Origin of the sequence: Dyella kyungheensis (genome assembly GCF_049913195.1) — a bacterium.
Classification (GTDB): Bacteria; Pseudomonadota; Gammaproteobacteria; order Xanthomonadales; family Rhodanobacteraceae; genus Dyella; species Dyella kyungheensis.
This window is the reverse complement of the sequence record NZ_CP183983.1, coordinates 1,140,584-1,159,393: the sequence shown is the minus strand read 5'-3', so window position 1 is coordinate 1,159,393 and position 18,810 is coordinate 1,140,584. Positions and strand designations below refer to the sequence as shown.

The window sequence follows — 18,810 nt, the reverse complement described above, 5'->3', positions numbered from 1 at the left end:
CGTCCCTGCGTTCGCCCTATTCGTTCCGGCCCAACAGGCCGTTGGCGAGGCCGTAGAGTTGATGCACGCCGGCTTCGCCGCGCAAACCCGTCAACGGTTCGGCCAGATTGGCCAATTCGATCTGCCGCGCCAGGCTTTGCCGCGGTCCCCGCTCGGCAAAAGCGATCAGGGCGGCCTGCTCGTGCTGGCGCAGAACCACCGTCGAGGCAATCGGGGGAGCGGCGGTTGCCTCCACCAGTGCACGCGGCGGAGCATCGTGCACCACCAGCGTATTGGCGACCATGTCGCCGAGCCGGCGTCCCCAGGGATCGAGCAGGCACGACACCAATCCCGTGGCATAGAAAAGCGGCAGCATGTCGACCACTCGCAGCAGGTCGCGGGTAAAGGCCGCCTGCCATCCCAGCGGTCCGCCGTTGCCGGAAATCACCCGCAAATTCAGCGCGCGCTTGCCCGGCGTACAGCCCTTCCACAGGACTTCGAACACGATGGGGTAAAACCACCAGACCAGGAACAGGGCGATCAGGTAGAAGCCCGCGCCCGCCCTGCCCAGCACCGCAAACACCGAACCCGCCGCCACCAGCACGCCCATGCGTATCGCCACGTCGATCAGCCAGGCCAGCGCGCGTGGCACGGGCCCGGCAGCCCGCAATTGCAGGACCACCCCTTCAGGAGTAACGACTTCGCGAAAGGTATCGAGCATCAGGCGTTGACGACGATGGTATCGGCCATAAGGTCATGCACGCAGCGACGTTCTTCGCCGAAGATGAAAAGCGGGTCCGCAATGGCGAAGATCACCCCTACCAGCGGAATGCGGGTGATGATCCCCGGCGCGAACATGCGCAACCAGAAGATGCGCCCCAGGCCGGCGCGCTCGCCGTTGGAACGCACGATCCGCACCTTCATCCAGCGTTTGCCCAGGGTCTGCCCTTCGCGGTTGAGCAGCACCAGGTTGTAGATGAACAGGCAAAGGAAGGCCAATGCGCCGATACCCATGATCGCGGCGAACATGCCGCCATTGCCTGTCGAACGCTTGAAACCGCCGCTGACCGCGACCGCGATGAAAAAGGGAATCATCACACCGACGTAAACCAGGCCGTCCAGCAGTACGGCGAGGAAACGCGTGCCACGTTCTGCCTTGACGAAACCGGCATCCGAATCGGAAAAGCTCGGCGGCATCGACGGCGCGGCAGGAGCCTCGTACGGATTATGTGTACCTGTATTTTCCATTGGCATTGATCCTTGGATGACGGAGGCCCTCTTCTGTCAGCAAGACACCCCTCCGCACGATGTCCTGCGCCCGGATCGGATGAGCGCGAACAGCACACGCACGCGACGAACGTGCAGGTGCGCCAGGCGCCACCGCGTCTACTCGTTTCAGTCTTCCCGGAAACAGCCCCTATGAGATACGGAACTGGAGGTCGTGAGGCAGCCGTCCATACCAGCTGCACCCGCCCCACAGCGTAATCTCACCCCTGGGCCAAACATAGCAGAGTTGTCCGAAAGCGGGTGATCCACCCGGCAGGACCTCGTGTGCCGCAAACTGCACCGGCAAGGGCCGGCCAGCGGGCACTGGAACCGCGACTCAGGGGCGGGTGAGGCTCACGGCGAGGGCAACAAATCCAGCGCCATCACGATGGCATCCTCCCGACCATCCTTTGCCGGGTAATACTTCGGCCGCCGGCCGATCTCCTCGAATCCCATCGACCGATAAAGACTCTGCGCCACCGGATTGGTCGGCCGTACCTCGAGGAATACACGCCCCGCGCCATTCCAGCGCGCGATGTCGAGCAGGCGCCGGAGCAGGAAGCGGCCCAGCCCCAGCCCACGATGATCCGGGCCGACGCAGACGTTGAGCACATGCGCCTCACCGGCCGCCACCGAGAGCACGCCGTAACCGGCGACTGCGCCTTCCACCCACATCACCCAGCACGGGTGCCCCGCCTTCAGGCAGTCGCTGAAGATGCCGGCGGTCCAGGGGAAATCGTAGGAGGCAGCTTCCATCGCGGCCACCATGGGCACGTCGTCGCGACGCATGGCGCGGATTTCGGCGTGAGGGCGGGCCACGGCGACCATGCGAGCGCTACTCCGCGGGAGAGGCCAGCGCGCGACGCAGGCTGCGCAGCGCATTCCATAAACGACGTTTGCCCGCGCCCGAGGCGAGCACGCTCGCCGGTTCGTCGGCCAACACGATATGCGCACGACTCAGTGCCGCAGCCGGCAATTCCCGGCCCAGGGCATGCGCTTGCGCCTCGCCAAAGACCAGGTAGGCACGTGCTTCCGGCGCGGCCGGCAGTTGACCGTTGCTTACCTCGATGCGCGGTGCGCGCGCCAGGGCGGCGCCGCAGGCCATCAGGGCACGGCCGACCAGATCGAGTTCACGCGGCGAGCAGCCAGCGGGGAGCACGACGATGCACTCGCCGGACACCAGCGTCGCCATCGCATCGACCACGGGAGACGACTCGCCGCCCACGGGCTCGGCCACGGCGGCGCGACGCACCCACGGCGTGACGCCCAATGCCCGCAGCAGGCGTTCGCGATGCGCAACGGCAGGGGCGAGCGCGGCCATCAGGCCACTCCCCGGCGCCGGCGACGGGTGGCGCGTCCCCACAGCGTCATCACCGGACCGGACAGCAGGTACAGCGTGAATACCACGAACAACACGCGGGGCGGATCGATGAAGAACGGCACCAGCACCAGCACGCCGATCAGCACCCACAGGAACGGCACGCGGTCGCCCATCGGCAGCGACTTGAAGCTGTAATAACGGAAATTGCTGACCATCAGCAGACCCACGATGACCGCCATCACCACGGTGATGAACGCGACCTCCGCACCCAGCACGCCGAACTTGTCCATGCTCCACACGAAGGACATGCAGACGGCGGCGGCGGCCGGGCTGGCCAGGCCCTGGAAATAGCGCTTGTCGATCACGCCCACCTGGGTATTGAAGCGCGCCAGGCGCAACGCCGCGCAGGCGGCGTAGATGAAGGCGGCAGCCCAGCCGATCTTGCCCCAGGTGGGGCCATAGTCCTTCAGCGTGGACAGCGACCAGGTGTACATCACCAGCGACGGGGCGAGGCCAAAGCTCACCAGGTCCGACAGCGAGTCGTACTGCATGCCGAACTCGCTCTGGGTGTTGGTGAGGCGAGCCACGCGACCGTCCATGCCGTCCAGCAGCGCCGCCACGAACACCGCAATGGCCGCGGAGCTGAAATCGCCAGCCATGCTCGTCACGATCGCGTAGAACCCCGCAAACATCGCGCCGGTCGTAAACAGGTTCGGCAGCAGATAAATGCCCCGGTGACGCGGGGGGCGGACGGGCATACTGTCGCTCATGAATCAATCCGTGACGGAATACGCGCAGTGTAAACCATCCCCCGCTTGAGTCCGGCTGGACGGGGTGCAAGGATGCTACGGCCTCACAGGGGGGCATGGGCCGGCTCCGTCGGCGCCTCGGGCGTTGCCCGGAAAGCCCCCTCACAGGTTCGCTTTCCTTAACAAACGCGCCGTCTTGCGCCCCGGAGCCCACCATGCGTCGACTGTTGATTGCCACCGCGCTATTGCTCGCTGCGCCCCTGGTCGCCGCCCAGGCCTATAAGTGGACGGATGCCAGCGGCACCGTGCACTACTCCGATGCGCCTCCGCCGCAGGGCACCAAGTACAACAAGGTCACCACGTCGGGTTCGGTAGAGCCGTTGGCGACGGCAGCCCCGTCCAGCAGCAGCGACAGCGGCGACTCTTCCAGCAACGGCAATCCGCCGCCCTCCAACCAGCCGATGGCCGATACGCCGGAAAATCGCGCCAAGTTCTGTGTGGCACTGAAGGCCAACCTGGATGCGCTAAAGAGCAGCGGGCCGGTGGTCATCGGAGGCCAGAATGGCCAACAGCAGGTACTTACGGGTGACGCGCGCCAACAGCAACAATCCGCCACCGAAGCCCAGTACAAACAGTACTGCCCCAACGGCTGAACCACGCGACACGCCTGACCGCCCGATTAGCTTCCGCGGGCGGACACTGCAGAGATTCGTGCGTCCGGCCCTATAATCGATGTTTTATTTCGCCGGATCCGCTCGCATGCGCCTCAGCCAATTCCACCTGGCCACCGTCAAGGAAGTCCCTGCCGACGCCGAAATCGCCAGCCATCGCCTGATGCTGCGCACCGGCATGATCCGCAAGCTCGCCGCCGGCCTGTACACCTGGTCGCCGCTGGGCCTGCGCGTGCTGCGCAAGGTGGAAGCGGTGGTGCGCGAGGAAATGGGCCGCGCCGGCGCCGTCGAGTTGCTGATGCCCACCATCCAGCCCCAGGAGCTGTGGGAAGAAAGCGGCCGCTGGGCCAAGTTCGGCCCGCAATTGCTCAAGGTCAAGGATCGCAAGGAGCAGGAATTCTGCTATGCGCCGACCGCCGAGGAAGTGATCACCGACTTCGCGCGCAACGAGCTCAAGAGCTACAAGCAGCTGCCGGTCAACTTCTACCAGATCCAGACCAAGTTCCGCGACGAGATTCGCCCGCGCTTCGGCGTGATGCGCGCGCGCGAGTTCCTGATGAAGGACTCGTACTCCTTCCATCTCTCGCAGGAATCGCTGCAGCAGACCTACGACGCGATGTACCAGGCCTACCAGCGCATCTTCACGCGCCTGGGCCTGAAGTTCCGCGCCGTGCAGGCCGACACGGGCGCCATTGGCGGCAATGCCAGCCATGAATTCCAGGTGCTGGCCGATTCGGGCGAAGACGCCATCGTCTTCTCCGATGCGTCCGACTATGCCGCCAACGTCGAGAAGGCCGAGGCCCTGGCACCCGCCACCGCCCGCCCTGCCCCTTCGGCCGAGCTCAAGCGCGTGGACACGCCCACGCAGAAGACCATCGACGAGGTGGCGGCCTTTCTCAAGGTCACGCCGCAGCAGTGCGTGAAGACCATCCTGGTTCGCGGCAGCGACGGCCTGGTCGCGCTGTGCGTGCGCGGCGACCACGAGGTCAATGAAGTGAAGGCCGGCAAGCTGGAAGGCATGCCCGGCGAATCGGTGCTCGCCACCGAAGAAGAGATCCTCGCCCTCACCGGCACCCGCCCCGGCTTTATCGGCCCGGTGGGCCTGCCGGCGGAAATCCCCGTGATCGTCGACCGCGACGCGGCGGTGCTCGCCGATTTCGTCTGCGGCGGCAACCAGGACGGCAGCCACTACACCGGCGCCAACTGGGATCGCGATGCACGCGTGACGCGCGTGGAGGACATCCGCAAGGTCGTCGCGGGCGATCTCTCGCCGGACGGCAAGGGCACGCTGCATATGGCCCGCGGCATCGAGGTTGGCCACGTCTTCCAGCTGGGCAAGAAGTACGCCGAGGCGCTGAAAGCCACCGTGCTCGACGAGAACGGCAAGGCCCAGGTGATGATGATGGGCTGCTACGGCATTGGCGTCAGCCGCATCGTGGCGGCCGCCATCGAACAGCGCCACGACGACGCCGGCATCCTCTGGCCCGAGCCCATGGCACCGTGGCGCGTGGCCGTGTGCGTGATCAATCCCAAGAACGCACCGGAAATCGCCGAGGCCGCCGAATCGCTCTACCAGCAGCTGGCCGCGCGCGGCATCGATACCGTGCTGGACGATCGCGGCCTGCGCCCCGGCGCCATGTTCGCGGACATGGAACTGATCGGCATCCCGCATCGCGTGGTGGTGAGCGAACGCGGCCTCGCCGCCGGCACGCTGGAATATCGCGCCCGTCACGAAGCCGAAGCCCGCGCCGTGACGCTGGATGAGCTGTTTTCGCTGCTGGGCTGAGCGGCCAGGCAACTCCCTGACAAAGACGGCCGCACGAGCGGCCGTTCTTTTGTCTAGCGCTGACATTGGGCTGGACCGGGCGCGCCGATCGCTTGCGCTACCGGCTTTGGGCCCTACTACCCATTATCGGCGGATCAAATCTCCATAATTTCCACCGTTTGCAACATTTTTGCTTTGCAACACAACGAATGATCGGTAAAAATCAATAAACCAAAAGAGGTACTGCTTATGTCGCAGGACCCAAGTCAGGCAGTCACACTCATCCCGGGAGTTACGCATGGCAGTTGATCTAAAGAGTCTCAACCATAACCAGCTCAATGAGCTGATTAGCAAGGCACAGGTTCGCCAGCAGGAATTGCGCAAGGAAAAGGTCGCCAAACTGCGTGAGAAAATCCACGCGCTGATCAAGGCCGAGGGTTATTCCTTCGACGATATCTTCGGCGGCGCCAAGGGCGGCAAGACCCGTCGCAGCGGCGGCACGGTGGCACCGAAGTACCGCAACCCGGCAGACCCCGAGCAGGTGTGGTCCGGCCGCGGCAAGCGCCCGCGCTGGTTCAACGATGCGCTGAAGGCAGGCAAGAAGGAAAAGGATCTGGCGATTTGATCGCTGCCGGCGAATTGCGAAAATCCGCGTTCGCCATCGGCCTCCGGGCCATCACCGAGTAAAGATCATCGCCCCGGCCACCACGCCGGGGCGATTTTTTTTTACAGGTTTAACAAGCGGATCGAAAACGGATACGCCTTGCGATCCACCTCATCGAAAGCCATGGGCTGCGCGTCACGCCGGCAGACAAAATCAAACCCTTGGCTCTCGCCCAGCGAAACCTTAGAACTGAAAACGCACGCCCACCATGGGATCCATCGTCGACGTGTGTAGATAACCCGCGGCGAGACCGCCGGAAACGCGCGAGAACATGACGCCCGTATAAGCGTCGAAACGTTTGGCGAAGTTGTGCCAGACCACCCGCACCGAATAAGCATCGAGTTGACCGCTGCAATTGGCCGCGCTGCGTTCATGGCAAATCGTTCTGCCGTACGCATTCTGGTTGTAGTGATAGTAGGCGCCGGTAAGGTCGAAATCCTTGTTGATGGCGTATTTCACTCCCAACCAGGTTACGTCGAGGCGTTTGGCATGCACGAATGCCTCGTTGTTGACCACGCTGAAGGTGTAGCCCCCGAGACCGGTGAAGCCCGGCCGCAGCGGTCGCGAGGGATTTTCATACTCGATGCGCTCCAAGCCCGCATACAGTTTGAAAGGGCCGGTTGTATAGCTTCCGTCGATCGTCCACGACGTGTTGTACGAAACGACGGCGGCAAGCGTATCGTGCGGCATGATCCTCGCTTGCGCGGCATTGAGCGGCGCGGCGGACACGCCATCCTTCTTGCTCGCGTAGACCGCATCCACCGAGAAATCCTGCCCATCGAAGCCTGCGTTGAGTTGCCAGCCCGTACCCTGGCTGCCATGCCCGCGGTCGAGCTGGTACAACGCGGCCAGGCGCAGGCTGTCCCATTTCCCGTTGTACTTGAGCGAATTGTCGGCCCGCGCATCCTGTGTATAGCCACCACCCGAGGTGGTGCCCTGAAGACCGATCAGCGAGAACGCATACGAACCGTTCATTGGGTCGTAGCGACCGATATTGTCGAGCAACACCGTGTTGTTCCGTCCTGCCGTCAGCGTTCCGAGCTCCTTCGAACTCAGACCGACGAATACCGGGCCGTTAAAGACCTGGCCCGCACGCGACGCATCGCCAGCCGACCTCTGCTTGTCCAGCGGACGACCGTTGTTGTAGGCGAGCGAGGCAGGGCCGTCGGAAAGTCGGCCCGACTGCGGATTGAAGCCGACTTCGAGATTGAAGACGAAGGCGACGTCGCCGCCCAGATCCTCCTTGCCTTTAAGGCCGATGCGGGATTGCGAAAGCCCGTTCGGCGCGATCGTCGTCTGCGGCTTGTCGCTGTTCTTTGCAATCAGATAAGCCGTGCCAACGCCCCAGTCCTTGCTTGGCGGTGCGCCATGGGTCAGGTGCACGAGGCCGATGTCGTACGTGCCGTACAGGGTGATGCCATGCCAGGTCAATTCGTCGGCGGCATGCGCCGCAGCGACGGAACCGGCCGCACCGAGCAGCGCGGCCAGGGATAAAGCATTGCGCATTCGTCTCGTCATCAACCGGCTCCTCGACTCTACTTGGGTAAAAAAAGGCCGCACTTCTCCACGGCCCGCTTGCGCGGACCGGGAGAGGCAGAAGGAAAAGTGCCGCTTAGTCCTCGATCAACGAGGTCTTCTTGGTATCGGGGAGGAAGAGGTAAACCAGCAGCGAGCAACCGATGCACGCCGTGACGTACCAGTAGAACCCGCTCTCATGGCCGCTCTGCTTGAACCACAGCGCGACCGTCTCCGCGCTGCCGCCGAAAATCGCGACCGCCAATGCATACGGGAGACCCACGCCGAGGGCGCGTATCTCGACGGGAAACAGCTCAGCCTTCACGACCGCGTTGATCGACGTGTAACCCGACACGACCACCAGCATCAGCATGATCAGTGCAAAGGCCTCGTAGGGACTGGTGACGCCTCGCAGCGTGCTGAGCACCGGCACCGTCAACAGCACACCGAGCACTCCGAACGAGATCAGGATCGGACGCCTGCCGATGACATCGGAGAGACCGCCCACCAGGGGCTGCAACACCATGTAGACCAACAGCGTGGCGGCGTTTATCAGGGTGGCCGTCTCCTTGCTCAGCCCGACACTGAGCACCAGGAACTTCGACATGTAGGTGGTGTAGGTGTAGAAGGCCAGCGTGCCGCCCATGGTCAAGCCGACCACGATCAGTGCCGGACGCCAATGCTTGACCAACAGGCCCAGCGAACTCTGCCGGCGGACGGGCGCCGCCTTGGCCTGGTTGCTCACGAACGCCGCGGTTTCGGACATGTTACGGCGCAGGAACAGCGCAACGACCGCCACGACGGCGCCAATCGCGAAGGGAATGCGCCATCCCCAGGCCTTGAGCTGGGCCTCGGTGAACACCCATTGCTGCAGAACGATCAGCACACCAAGCGCCAGCAACTGGCCGGCGATCAGCGTGACGTAGAGAAAGCTGGACCAGAAACCCCGTCGTTTTCCGCTGGCCATTTCGGACAGATACGTCGCCGAACTGCCGTACTCGCCGCCAAGACTCAAGCCTTGCATCAAGCGCGCAAAGACCAGCAGCACGGGTGCAGCGATGCCGATGGTCCCATAGGTCGGACACAGCGCAATGAGCAACGAACCTGCGCACATCAATACGATCGAGCGCATGAGCGCCGCGCGGCGACCGTGCCGGTCGGCGTACCGGCCGAAATACCAGCCGCCGATCGGCCGCATGAGAAACCCGACCGCGAAGATGGCCGCGGCGTTGAGCGCCTGCGAGACGGCATCACCCTGCGGAAAGAACGCCTTGGCGAAATACAGCGAGAACGACGTGTAGACGTACCAGTCGTAGTACTCGACCAGGTTGCCAATCGAGCCACCCACGATCGACTTCAGGCGCTGCATGGACGACAACGGCTGCACGGCATCGATGCCCGGACATTCCTCTTCCCTGCCACTCATTGCTTCTCCCCCTTGCTTGATCACGCGTTACGCGCGACGCGACCCACCCCAGGCAATCGCGTGGCGTTCATCCATCCTAGGGATGGCACGCCGGAACGACATATAGTTAATTGGTACTAATGCGCTGCAACATACATGGCGACCAGACGACGTCGCGTCCGCAAGCGCATTCCATTTGGACGTCCATACACCTTCCTCAAGAACGATCGAAGTCACCGTTCCAGGCACGACGATCCGCACGATTTGGCGTACGTTCGACGCTTTATCGAGCCCTTTGACGCACAAGGCGCGATCATCGAGGACCGCCCACCGATGATCGATCCACCCGCTCGGGGCGTGCCCCCAGGCAAAGCGTCGTCAGGCGATCCCTTCACCGCGAATCTGCAAGGGCGCAAGCGACGGGTCCAGCAGAAGGCCGCGCGTCAGTAACGCCGCCTGCGTGCGTGTGCTGCATTGGAGTTTTTTAAGGATCGCGGTGATATGGACTTTGACAGTGTTTTCCGACACATGCAGTTCGTCGGCGATCTGCTTGTTGAGCAGGCCCTCGCCAACGCACAACAACACTCGCAGTTGTTGCGTGGTCAGGGAGGTGAGGCGCCGACGGACCCGGGCATCCGCACCGCCTCCATCGGCTTTGCCGGCCGGGAACCAGGTGCCGCCGACGAGCACCACCTCGATCGCATGGCAGATGTCCTTCACCATGGCGGACTTCGGTACGAAGGCGGCGGCACCGAGCTGCCGGGCGCGGTGCACGGTGCCGGGATCCTCGTAGGAAGAAATGACGATCACCGGCATATGCGGGCGCTCGCAGCGCAGATACACCAGGGAGGAGAACCCGTTGACGCCGGGCATGGCAAGATCGAGCAGGGCGAGGTCGAACGCATCCGCCATGACGGCCGCCTCCAGCGCCGCCTGGCTCGCCGCCTCGACGATTTCCACCTGCCCATCGCGTGCGGACAGCGCATAGCGCAAAGCCAGCCGGAACATCGGATGATCATCGGCGATCAGAACGCTACGCGGCCGCCCTTCCACCACCGATTCCGGCTGCAAGGTCATGCTCCATTCGACAGAGTGGTCGTTGCAGCCCAAGTAAGAACCAGTTTGCGCTTCGTCTGAAACAGATTACGCCACGGCGTACCCGTTGTTTTCGCGCCGTCCTGTCAGCGAGCGCCGCCACTCGGCGGGCATTGTTCAAAGCGAGCGGCGCGGCGCGATCAACAAGTCGCCAAACAGCAAACCTGCCACCAACGCAATGAGCAAGGTGATCAGCAGCATGGTGCTGTCCATGCCCAGGGTCGTATCGCGTTCCAACATATACGACACGCTGCGAAACCCCACGCTACCCGGCACCAGCAGGATAATGCCCGGCTCGCGAATCATGGCGCCGGGCCGATGCACGAAGCGCGCATAGAGATTGGCCACGCTGCTGAGGATCAATCCGCCAAGAAACACGCCGAACGGTGCCGCCGGCAATTTGCCGGCCAGGGCGCCACCCCAGCGCGTGGAGAGATAGCCCAGCACCACCGCCGCCATCACCACCAGCCAGTCGCGCCGCGCCGCGCGGAAGGAAATGGCGAAGGCGAACGCACCGACCAGCAGTGCCGGATAATCCGTCCACGCCGGCAATGGAGGCAGCGCGTAATCGCGCCCTTCGATGCCGAACGCGCTGCATAGCTGCGTGGCGGCAACGGTACCGAAGGTGAGTTTGATCAGCGTGGCGATGGCGCCCCCCATGCGTGCCACGCCCGCCACCAGGTGCTGGCTGGAAATTTCGCGTACCGCGGTGGTGAGCGCCATACCGGGCATGAGCACGATCAACCCGGCCAGGATCACCGACTTGATCGCCAGCGGCACCACGAACTGGCTCACCACGATGGCGATGGTGGTGGCGACCAGCGCACTGATCGCTTCGCTCGCCACGGCCAGGCGCGGACGCGTGGCCGACAACACGGTGATGGTGCCGATGATCAGCCCGATCAGCGCCGCCGTGATCAGGTCCGCCCACGAGCTGTGCAGCAACAGCGCCACCACGCTGGCGGCCGCTAGACCATAACTGGCGATCACTCCGGCCTGCGCGCGCCGCGTATCCGGCCGGCCCAGTTCGCGCAACAGGCGAAAACCTTCGCGCAATTCGATGTCGCCCGCGATCACCTTGTCGGCGATGGCATCGGCCTCGCTGAGGCGTCCGAGGTTGACGTCCCCCGGGGCCAGACGCATCACCTGCGTCACCTGCGCCACTTCGTCCTCGCCCTGGGTCAGGTCGGTGAACGAGATGATGATGGCCGTGGGACTGGACCACACATCCGCCACCAACCCCAATCGCTGCGCCGCCCCCCAGATCGCCCCCTCCAGGCGCGGTGCCGCCGTTCCGTACTGATGCAGCCGTCGCGCCAGCTCCAGCAGGAACGCAATGCGCGTATTGAGGGGCGCAAGCGCCAACGGCGTGAGGACGCTGGAAGAATTCATCGCGTGACCGTCTGCGCGACGATGGCCGCGGATGAGGGACTGAGAGTGATAGGCATGACCGAAGACATGCCTGTAGTAAAACTGATTTGGATGGCTATGTCAGCGGGAGGGGTGTTGCTTGGGCGATTGGGTATCTGTACGAGCGAGCCAACGCTCGGATTAGCGACGCTATCGCGAGCACCCGCCCCTCACCCCAACCCTCTCCCCGAAGGGGAGAGGGAGCCGTGGGTGCACCGCGAAAACCAGCGATGCACACCGGAGCGACGAGCGAAAACAGCTCAGTCAGCCACCTTCACCACCAACGTCGTCCCATTGACCCCGACCACCTCCACCATCGCCCCCACCGGCAAATCCGGCCCACTCACCAGCCATAAGCCATCGCCGACCTTCGCCTTCCCCCGCCCATGCACGATCGCCTCCGCCAACACATAGCGCTGGCCGATCTTCTGTTCGCCACGACGGTTGAGCAGCGCATCGCCAGGCTCATCGCGCATCAGACGCGGACGCAAGCCGTACCAGTACGCGGCGCACGACAAGAACGCGAGCACGGCGAATGCAAGTGCCTGTCCCAGGATCGACAGCTCCGGCAGCGCCAGCACCACCACGCCGGTGATGCCGGCGGCAATGCCGATCCACAACATGAAATAGCCGGGCAGGATCACCTCGATGGCGATCAGCACCAACGCAAGAATCCACCAGAGATAGTGAAGTGCGATCTGTTCCATCGTGGTCGCGTCCCGGTGCTCAGCTTATCGACGGCGGTGTACGGCGAACCGTGGTGCTCGCCTGCTGCTGGCTGAGCGAATCCTTGGCCAGTTCGGCGATGCCCGCCAGCGAACCGAGGATGCCGGACGATTCCACCGGCAGCAGCAGCATCTTCTGGTTGGGCGAGTTGGCCATTTCCTTCAGCGCTTCGACGTACTTGGTGGCGACGAAGTAGTTCAGCGCGTTGACGTTGCCGTTGGCGATCGCCTCGGACACCATCGCCGTCGCCTTGGCCTCCGCTTCGGCGGAGCGTTCGCGCGCTTCGGCGGCGCGGAAAGCGGCTTCCTTCTCGCCTTCGGCAGCCAGGATCACCGACTGCTTCTCGCCTTCGGCCTTGAGGATGGCCGCCTGGCGGAAGCCCTCGGCATCGAGGATGTTGGCGCGCTTCTCGCGCTCGGCCTTCATCTGGCGGGCCATCGAGTCGACCAGGTCGCGCGGTGGCGCGATGTCCTTGATCTCGATGCGGTTGACCTTGACGCCCCACGGGTGGGTGGCTTCGTCGACCACCTTCAGCAGCTTGGCATTGATGGCGTCGCGCTGGCTGAGCGATTCGTCCAGATCCATCGAACCGAGCACGGTGCGGATATTGGTCATGATCAAGGCCAGCGCGGCCTGTTCCAGGTTGGCCACCTCATAGGCGGCCTTGGACGCGTCCAGCACCTGGTAGAACACCACGCCGTCCACGCGCACCACGGCGTTGTCCTTGGTGATGACGTCCTGCGAAGGAACATCGAGCACCTGTTCCATCATGTTCATCTTGCGCCCGATGGTGTAGATGAAGGGCACCAGGAAATGCAGGCCGGGCGACAGCGTGCGCGTGTAACGGCCAAAACGCTCCACCGTCCATTCGTAACCCTGCGGCACGATGCGCACCAGTTTGGCGAGCACGATGACCGCGACCACGATCACTACCAAAGCGAAAAGCTGTCCCATTGCCTGATCTCCGTTCCATGAAGGATGGCTCGAGTATAGGCGAGCCGGCAGGCAGCGGATAATCGGCTAGCGCGGCCCCAGCGGCAGCAGCAGGCTGACCCGCAGGCCGCCCTCTTCCCGGTTGCCCAACGCAATGCGGCCGCCATGGGCTTCGGTGATCTCGCGCGCCAGCGCCAGGCCCAGGCCGGTGCCCGAACGCTTGGTCGAATAGAACGGCAGCAAGGCCTGCGCCAGCACGGTTTCGCTCATGCCGGGGCCGCGGTCGGCCACTTCGATGCGCACGTCGCGGCCGATCACCGCCAGCGACAGCGACACGCCGTCTTCCGCGCTGCCCGATTCGTGCGCGTTCTTCACCAGGTTGATCAGCACCTGCTCGATCTGCGCGGCGTCGAACCAGCCGGGCTGCTCCGGCAAGGAGCCGCGCACCTGGAACGTGCAGTGCAACGACAAGGCCTCGATGAACGGCTTCCATTCGATCGATGTGGGTTGCGGCGCGGGCAGCTTGGCGAAACTCGCGTAACCTGCGATGAAGCCGTGCAGATGCCGCGCCCGCTCGCCGATGGTGGCGAACACGCCCGGCAGGCGCGTCGTATCGCCGCGACGGGCCAGCTCCGCGCCCGAATGCGCCAGCGAGGAGATGGGTGCCAGCGAATTGTTGAGCTCGTGGCTGATCACGCGGATCACGCGCTTCCAGGTCGCCACTTCCTGCCGCGACAGCTCGCGCGTCATACGACGGAACAGTTGCAGCCGGTGCGGACGACCGTGCAGGCGGAAACTGCGCTGCGAAAGATGGAAGGTTTCCTCGCCGCCGTCCATTTCGACCGTAAGCAGCGCGTCTTCGCCGCTCTCCACCGCGCGGCGCAACGCCTCGGGGCTGTCGCTGATGAGTTCGGCAAAGCTCAGGCCGTGCAGCGTGCGTCCCTCGTTGAACAGATGGCGCGCGGCGATGTTGGCATAGGTGACGCGACCGCTGGCGTCGGTGAGCACCAGCGCCACGGGCGTGTTCTGCACCACCGTATCGAGCAGCAGTTCGCGTTGCGCCAGGTTCTGGCGCTGCTCGCGCAGGGTCTGGCCCAGCGCGTTGTGCATGCGGATCAGCTCGCCCAACTCATCGCGACGCGTGGCCGCGATGGAAAAGCTGAAGTCGCCGTCGCGATAACTCGCCACGGCACCTTCCAGCGCGCGCAGCAGCTTGGTGATCGGCGACATCACGCGATGCCCCAGCCACAGCGACAGCGGCAGCAGGAACGCCAGCGATACGATCAGGCCGCCATAGAAACCGAAATGCGCCGGCGTGCCCAGATCGATGCCCAGGTCGTGGCGCATCCACACCAGCACTTGCGGCAACGGCCACTGGGTGACGCCGGCATAGATGAGGGCACCGGACAGGCCGGCAAAGCCCAGCAGCAGCATCATGCGCGACTCGAGCGTACGCAGGCCCAGCCGCATCAAGCCTCTCCTTGTGGCAACGCCGCCATCAGTGACACGCGGCACCCGGCCCCATCGGCACGCAGTTCACGTTCGGCCCGCGGCCATTGTTGATGATCACGCGGATCGGCGACTGGTCCGGCGGCGCCCTGTCCTTCCCGCTGCCGTCGTTGAAGTTGAAGCGCTGCGCGTTGCTGGCCGCGCTGCTCAGGGTATCGCGATACCCCTCCGCCACCGTGCTCGCCGCCGCGGGCGGCATGGTGGGCAAGGTGAGATTGGGCGCTTTGGATGGCGCGCCGACCTGGGCCCAGGCCGCGGCGCTCAGGCAGCACAAGCCGATGACGAGCAGCAGGGCGCGGTGTCGCATGGCGGACTCCTTCGGCACGGTCGATATCATGCTCGGGCTTGGGGGCGTGGGCAATCGTGCCGCGGTTTGGCTGTCTGTGGGAGCGCACTTGTGCGCGACGGCTTTTCGCGAGGCCTATGTCGCGCACAAGTGCGCTCCCACAGGGGTCTTCTACCCTCACGCCTGGGCCAAACCGTAGCGCTCCATCCGGCGGTACAACGCCTGCCGCGACAGGCCCAGCGACTGGGCGGCCCGGCTGACCACGCCGCCGGCCTTGCCCAGTGCGGCTTCCACCGTCTCGCGGCTGGGCTCGTCCAGATTGCGCGCCGCGGCCGTGGCGACCTGCGGCAGGTTGAGCTGTTCAGGCGTGATGCGCCCGTCGCTGCTCAGCAGCGCAGCGCGCTCGATCGAGTTCTTCAATTCGCGCACGTTGCCCGGCCAGGGATAGCCCAGCATCGAATCGCGCGCGGCGTCGGTCAGCTCGGCACGGCCATCGAGGAAGAACTCGGCCAGCGGCAGGATATCGTCGACGCGATCGGCCAGCGGCGGCAGGTTCACTTCGATCACGTTGAGGCGGTAGTACAGATCCTCGCGGAAGGTGCCCGCGCGGATCATCGCCTTGAGATCGGCATTGGTGGCGCTGAGCACGCGCACCTTCACCTGGCGCGTGCGGCCCGAGCCCAGGCGCTCGAACTGGCCGGTTTCCAGCACGCGCAGCAGCTTCACCTGGCCCGACAACGGCAGGTTGCCGATCTCGTCGAGGAACAGCGTGCCGCCGTCGGCCAATTCGAAGCGCCCTTCGCGCGCCTTGTTGGCACCGGTATAGGCGCCTGCTTCGGCACCGAACAGCTCAGCTTCGATCAGCTCGCCCGGCAGCGCGCCGCAGTTCACCGCAATGAACTGGCCGCGCTTGACCGCCGAATTGGCATGCACGATGGCGGCGATGCGCTCCTTGCCGGCGCCGTTGGGGCCGGTGATCAGCACGGGAACGTCCGAACGTGCCACCTGGCAAGCCAGGTCCAGCGTGCGCGCCATCGCTTCGGAGGCGAACACGATGCCGTCGAGGTCGTAGCGGCGCTGCAGGTCCTCACGGCGCTTGCGGCGCTCGTTGCGGGCGCGCGTCACTTCGCGGGTGGATTCGGAAAGCTCGAGCAGGTTTTCCACCGTGGCGAGCAGCTTGGCGTCGTCCCACGGCTTGGCGAGATAGTCGGCGGCGCCGGCCTTGACCAGCTCCACCGCGGTTTCCAGATGCGTCCAGGCGGTGAGCAGGATCACCGGCATGTCGGGATGGCGCTGGCGCAGCTCGCGGAACAGCGCGATGCCCTCCTCGCCCGAGGTGGTATCGGCGGTGAAATTCATGTCCTGGATCACCACGTCCACCCGCTCGGTCTCGAGCATGGCCAGGCCTTGCTCCTGGGTGAGCGCAATCAGCGGGCGGATCTCATGCAGCGAGAGCGCCAGGGACAGCGCCTCGCCCACGGCCGGGTTGTCGTCGATGATCAGTACGGTTCGCATTCGTCGCTTGCACATGTAGACGTGGATGCATCTCCACGCCAAAAGGTTGCCATCAATCGGACGATTCGTGGCGATTCATCGTTCAGCCACCCGTCCGACACCGATCCGGGATGCGCGCGCCGCCCCGGGGACGGCGCGCAACGGGATCAACCGGCCACGGGATGCGCCGGTGCCTTGCCTGCCTTCACCGCGGCGATCCAGGCGTCGGTGCGTGCTTCGAGCACGTCCAGCGGCAGTGCGCCGCCGCCCAGGATTTCGTCGTGGAAGGCGCGGATGTCGAACTGCTCGCCCAGCTGCTGCTTGGCACGCGCACGCAGCTCGAGGATCTTCAACTGACCCATCTTGTACGCCAGCGCCTGGCCGCCCCAGGTGATGTAGCGGTCGGTTTCGGCCTGTACATCCGGCTCGTCCTCGCTGGAATGGGCATGGAAGAAGTCGATCATCTGCTGGCGCGACCAGTGCTTGTAGTGCACTCCCGTGTCCAGCACGAGGCGGTCCGCGCGCAGCAGCTCATCGGAGAGGTGGCCGTAGTAGGAGAGCGGGTCCTTGTAGAAGCCCACTTCCTTGCCCAGCTGCTCCGCATACAGCGCCCAGCCTTCGATGTATGCCGTGTAGCCCGCCTGCTGGCGGAACGGCGGCAGCTTGGGCAGGGTCTGCGCGATCGAGATCTGCATGTGATGGCCCGGGATGCCTTCGTGATAGGCGGTGGACTCGATGCTCAGCACGCTGCGGTTCTGGTAGTCGCCGGTGTTGACGAAGATCTGGCCCGGACGCGAACCATCGGGCGTGCCCTGATGATACTCGGCCGCGGCAGCTTCCTTCTCGCGGAACGCTTCCACCGGCACCACTTCCACCTTGGTCTTGGGCAGCAGGCCGAACAGCTTGGGCAGCTCCGGCTGCATGCCGGCCAGGTAATTGCGGTAACGGTTGAGGATGTCCTCGCGCGAAGCCGCATGCACCTTCGGGTTGGTCTTCAGCGATTCGCGGAAGCTCGGCAAATCCTTGAAGCCCTGCTGCTTGGCGATCTCGGTCATCTCGCCTTCGATGCGCTTCACTTCGGACAGGCCGATCTCGTGGATGCGCTGCGGGCTTTCCTTGGTGGTGGTCATCTGCTCCACCTGGAACGCATAGATCGCCGCACCATTGGGCAACTGCCACACGCCCGGCTCGCTGCGGCCGTGCGGGGCGTAATCGTTCTTCACGAACGCGCCGAGCTTCTGGTACGCCGGACGCACCTGCTGGTCGATCGCCGCGAGGATGGCGTCATGCAGGCGCTTCTGGTCGGCCGCGGACACCGACTTGGGAAAATGCTTCAGCGGTTCGGCGAACACGCTGTCCATGCCGGCCGACTTGCCGATGCTGTCGATCTGCGTGACGACCTTCTCCAGCAAGTACTTGGGCGGCATCATGCCGTCCTTCAGGCCCTGCTGCGCCACGCCTGTGACCTGCTCGAACAGCGTCGGCACGGCCTTCAGGCGGGCCAGGTAGTCGTCGTATTCCTTGGTGTTGTCGAACGGAATGGAGCTGATGAAGCCGGCCAGCTGCAGGTGCGCGCCGCTCATCTGGTCCAGCGGCATCTCGTCGAGCTTCAGCTGATGCGACTTCAGCGCATCCTGCAACTGGCGAACCATCAGCTGCTGGTTGAGCTTGTCGTCGTCGGAAAAGCCAGTGGTGTCGATGGCCTGGAAGCGCTTGAGGAACTCCTGGTTCTTGGCGACCTCGGCGTTCAGGTGGGCCAGCGAAACATCCGACCAGCGGTTGTTGTAGCGCAGGTCGCCCAGAATGGTGGCGAACTCCGGCGAGTTCTCCAGGGTGTGCTGCCACTGCTCCGCCAGCAGGTCGTTCAGCGCCTTCTCGCGCGTGGCAACATCCGCCGTGGCGGCCTGCGTCGAGGCGGCACAGGCGGCAGACAGCGCCAGGCCGACCAGGAGCATTCGTGGTCCAATCTTCATGGGTACACCCCTCGGGTTGAGATAACCCCCAATTTTGCATACTGCACGC

At 64.4% G+C, this 18,810-nt stretch carries 18 protein-coding genes; 3 read left to right on the top strand and 15 right to left on the bottom strand.

The annotated features are described in order from the left end of the window. Positions 1–16: 16 nt before the first annotated feature. The 5 genes from ACN9MB_RS04965 to pssA form a co-directional block, all read right to left on the bottom strand. Positions 17–700 carry an RDD family protein gene (locus ACN9MB_RS04965; RefSeq protein WP_426270979.1) on the bottom strand — a complete coding sequence of 228 codons (684 nt, stop codon included), beginning with the start codon at positions 698–700 and terminating at the stop codon, positions 17–19. After that, positions 700–1,227 (bottom strand): RDD family protein, encoded by a 528-nt coding sequence (locus tag ACN9MB_RS04960; RefSeq protein ID WP_426270978.1) that lies wholly within the window; start codon positions 1,225–1,227, stop codon positions 700–702. The genes ACN9MB_RS04965 and ACN9MB_RS04960 overlap by 1 nt, the downstream gene beginning before the upstream one ends. A 372-nt stretch (positions 1,228–1,599) precedes the next feature. Further along, a complete protein-coding gene (gene rimI / locus ACN9MB_RS04955; protein ID WP_204634981.1) occupies positions 1,600–2,073 on the bottom strand; it encodes a ribosomal protein S18-alanine N-acetyltransferase in 474 nt (157 codons plus the stop codon). A gap of 7 nt (positions 2,074–2,080) precedes the next feature. Further along, positions 2,081–2,566: a hypothetical protein gene (locus ACN9MB_RS04950; RefSeq protein WP_426270977.1), complete on the bottom strand. Its 486-nt coding sequence runs from the start codon at positions 2,564–2,566 to the stop codon at positions 2,081–2,083. Then, a complete protein-coding gene (gene pssA, locus ACN9MB_RS04945) occupies positions 2,566–3,336 on the bottom strand; it encodes a CDP-diacylglycerol--serine O-phosphatidyltransferase (protein ID WP_204634979.1) in 771 nt (256 codons plus the stop codon). Before pssA ends, ACN9MB_RS04950 begins: the two co-directional genes overlap by 1 nt. Before the next feature lie 194 nt (positions 3,337–3,530). Here pssA and ACN9MB_RS04940 point away from each other — a divergent pair, with 194 nt between their 5' ends. From ACN9MB_RS04940 to ACN9MB_RS04930, 3 genes are all read left to right on the top strand, one after another. Continuing rightward, complete coding sequence (locus ACN9MB_RS04940; protein WP_204634978.1) at positions 3,531–3,968, top strand: DUF4124 domain-containing protein; 438 nt, start codon at positions 3,531–3,533, stop codon at positions 3,966–3,968. Positions 3,969–4,074: 106 nt separating this feature from the next. After that, complete coding sequence (locus tag ACN9MB_RS04935) at positions 4,075–5,772, top strand: proline--tRNA ligase (protein ID WP_426270976.1); 1,698 nt, start codon at positions 4,075–4,077, stop codon at positions 5,770–5,772. Positions 5,773–6,049: 277 nt separating this feature from the next. Then, positions 6,050–6,376, top strand: a complete 327-nt coding sequence (locus ACN9MB_RS04930; protein ID WP_426270975.1) for an H-NS family nucleoid-associated regulatory protein — start codon at positions 6,050–6,052, stop codon at positions 6,374–6,376. A gap of 222 nt (positions 6,377–6,598) precedes the next feature. Here the strand turns inward: ACN9MB_RS04930 and ACN9MB_RS04925 are convergent, their stop codons facing one another. The 10 genes from ACN9MB_RS04925 to ACN9MB_RS04880 form a co-directional block, all read right to left on the bottom strand. Continuing rightward, entirely contained in the window at positions 6,599–7,975 is a 1,377-nt protein-coding gene (locus ACN9MB_RS04925; protein ID WP_426270974.1) for a porin, read from the bottom strand. 52 nt (positions 7,976–8,027) lie between these two features. Next, a complete protein-coding gene (locus tag ACN9MB_RS04920) occupies positions 8,028–9,356 on the bottom strand; it encodes an MFS transporter (protein WP_426270973.1) in 1,329 nt (442 codons plus the stop codon). A gap of 357 nt (positions 9,357–9,713) precedes the next feature. Next, a complete protein-coding gene (locus ACN9MB_RS04915; protein WP_426270972.1) occupies positions 9,714–10,412 on the bottom strand; it encodes a response regulator transcription factor in 699 nt (232 codons plus the stop codon). Between the two features lie 135 nt (positions 10,413–10,547). Further along, positions 10,548–11,822, bottom strand: a complete 1,275-nt coding sequence (locus tag ACN9MB_RS04910; RefSeq protein WP_426270971.1) for a threonine/serine ThrE exporter family protein — start codon at positions 11,820–11,822, stop codon at positions 10,548–10,550. A 278-nt stretch (positions 11,823–12,100) separates the two neighbouring features. Next, complete coding sequence (locus ACN9MB_RS04905) at positions 12,101–12,547, bottom strand: NfeD family protein (RefSeq protein WP_426270970.1); 447 nt, start codon at positions 12,545–12,547, stop codon at positions 12,101–12,103. Positions 12,548–12,566: 19 nt separating this feature from the next. Then, positions 12,567–13,520: an SPFH domain-containing protein gene (locus ACN9MB_RS04900; protein WP_426270969.1), complete on the bottom strand. Its 954-nt coding sequence runs from the start codon at positions 13,518–13,520 to the stop codon at positions 12,567–12,569. A 66-nt stretch (positions 13,521–13,586) separates the two neighbouring features. Continuing rightward, positions 13,587–14,969, bottom strand: coding sequence for a sensor histidine kinase (locus tag ACN9MB_RS04895; RefSeq protein WP_204634970.1), 1,383 nt, complete (start codon positions 14,967–14,969; stop codon positions 13,587–13,589). A 28-nt stretch (positions 14,970–14,997) separates the two neighbouring features. After that, positions 14,998–15,315 (bottom strand): hypothetical protein, encoded by a 318-nt coding sequence (locus tag ACN9MB_RS04890; RefSeq protein WP_204634969.1) that lies wholly within the window; start codon positions 15,313–15,315, stop codon positions 14,998–15,000. Positions 15,316–15,471: 156 nt separating this feature from the next. Beyond that, positions 15,472–16,809, bottom strand: coding sequence for a sigma-54-dependent transcriptional regulator (locus ACN9MB_RS04885; RefSeq protein WP_426270968.1), 1,338 nt, complete (start codon positions 16,807–16,809; stop codon positions 15,472–15,474). A gap of 146 nt (positions 16,810–16,955) precedes the next feature. Next, complete coding sequence (locus tag ACN9MB_RS04880; protein WP_426270967.1) at positions 16,956–18,761, bottom strand: DUF885 domain-containing protein; 1,806 nt, start codon at positions 18,759–18,761, stop codon at positions 16,956–16,958. Positions 18,762–18,810: the final 49 nt, after the last annotated feature.

What these genes read in the sequence shown, in the direction of transcription:
- ACN9MB_RS04910 (WP_426270971.1), bottom strand. Translation starts at nt 11,822, where the DNA reads ATGAATTCTTCCAGCGTCCTCACGCCGTTGGCGCTTGCGCCCCTCAAT.
- ACN9MB_RS04880 (WP_426270967.1), bottom strand. Translation starts at nt 18,761, where the DNA reads ATGAAGATTGGACCACGAATGCTCCTGGTCGGCCTGGCGCTGTCTGCC.
- ACN9MB_RS04930 (WP_426270975.1), top strand. Translation starts at nt 6,050, where the DNA reads ATGGCAGTTGATCTAAAGAGTCTCAACCATAACCAGCTCAATGAGCTG.
- ACN9MB_RS04935 (WP_426270976.1), top strand. Translation starts at nt 4,075, where the DNA reads ATGCGCCTCAGCCAATTCCACCTGGCCACCGTCAAGGAAGTCCCTGCC.
- ACN9MB_RS04905 (WP_426270970.1), bottom strand. Translation starts at nt 12,547, where the DNA reads ATGGAACAGATCGCACTTCACTATCTCTGGTGGATTCTTGCGTTGGTG.
- rimI (WP_204634981.1), bottom strand. Translation starts at nt 2,073, where the DNA reads ATGGTCGCCGTGGCCCGCCCTCACGCCGAAATCCGCGCCATGCGTCGC.
- ACN9MB_RS04965 (WP_426270979.1), bottom strand. Translation starts at nt 700, where the DNA reads ATGCTCGATACCTTTCGCGAAGTCGTTACTCCTGAAGGGGTGGTCCTG.
- ACN9MB_RS04950 (WP_426270977.1), bottom strand. Translation starts at nt 2,566, where the DNA reads ATGGCCGCGCTCGCCCCTGCCGTTGCGCATCGCGAACGCCTGCTGCGG.
- pssA (WP_204634979.1), bottom strand. Translation starts at nt 3,336, where the DNA reads ATGAGCGACAGTATGCCCGTCCGCCCCCCGCGTCACCGGGGCATTTAT.
- ACN9MB_RS04890 (WP_204634969.1), bottom strand. Translation starts at nt 15,315, where the DNA reads ATGCGACACCGCGCCCTGCTGCTCGTCATCGGCTTGTGCTGCCTGAGC.
- ACN9MB_RS04900 (WP_426270969.1), bottom strand. Translation starts at nt 13,520, where the DNA reads ATGGGACAGCTTTTCGCTTTGGTAGTGATCGTGGTCGCGGTCATCGTG.
- ACN9MB_RS04895 (WP_204634970.1), bottom strand. Translation starts at nt 14,969, where the DNA reads ATGCGGCTGGGCCTGCGTACGCTCGAGTCGCGCATGATGCTGCTGCTG.
- ACN9MB_RS04940 (WP_204634978.1), top strand. Translation starts at nt 3,531, where the DNA reads ATGCGTCGACTGTTGATTGCCACCGCGCTATTGCTCGCTGCGCCCCTG.
- ACN9MB_RS04920 (WP_426270973.1), bottom strand. Translation starts at nt 9,356, where the DNA reads ATGAGTGGCAGGGAAGAGGAATGTCCGGGCATCGATGCCGTGCAGCCG.
- ACN9MB_RS04915 (WP_426270972.1), bottom strand. Translation starts at nt 10,412, where the DNA reads ATGACCTTGCAGCCGGAATCGGTGGTGGAAGGGCGGCCGCGTAGCGTT.
- ACN9MB_RS04885 (WP_426270968.1), bottom strand. Translation starts at nt 16,809, where the DNA reads ATGCGAACCGTACTGATCATCGACGACAACCCGGCCGTGGGCGAGGCG.
- ACN9MB_RS04960 (WP_426270978.1), bottom strand. Translation starts at nt 1,227, where the DNA reads ATGGAAAATACAGGTACACATAATCCGTACGAGGCTCCTGCCGCGCCG.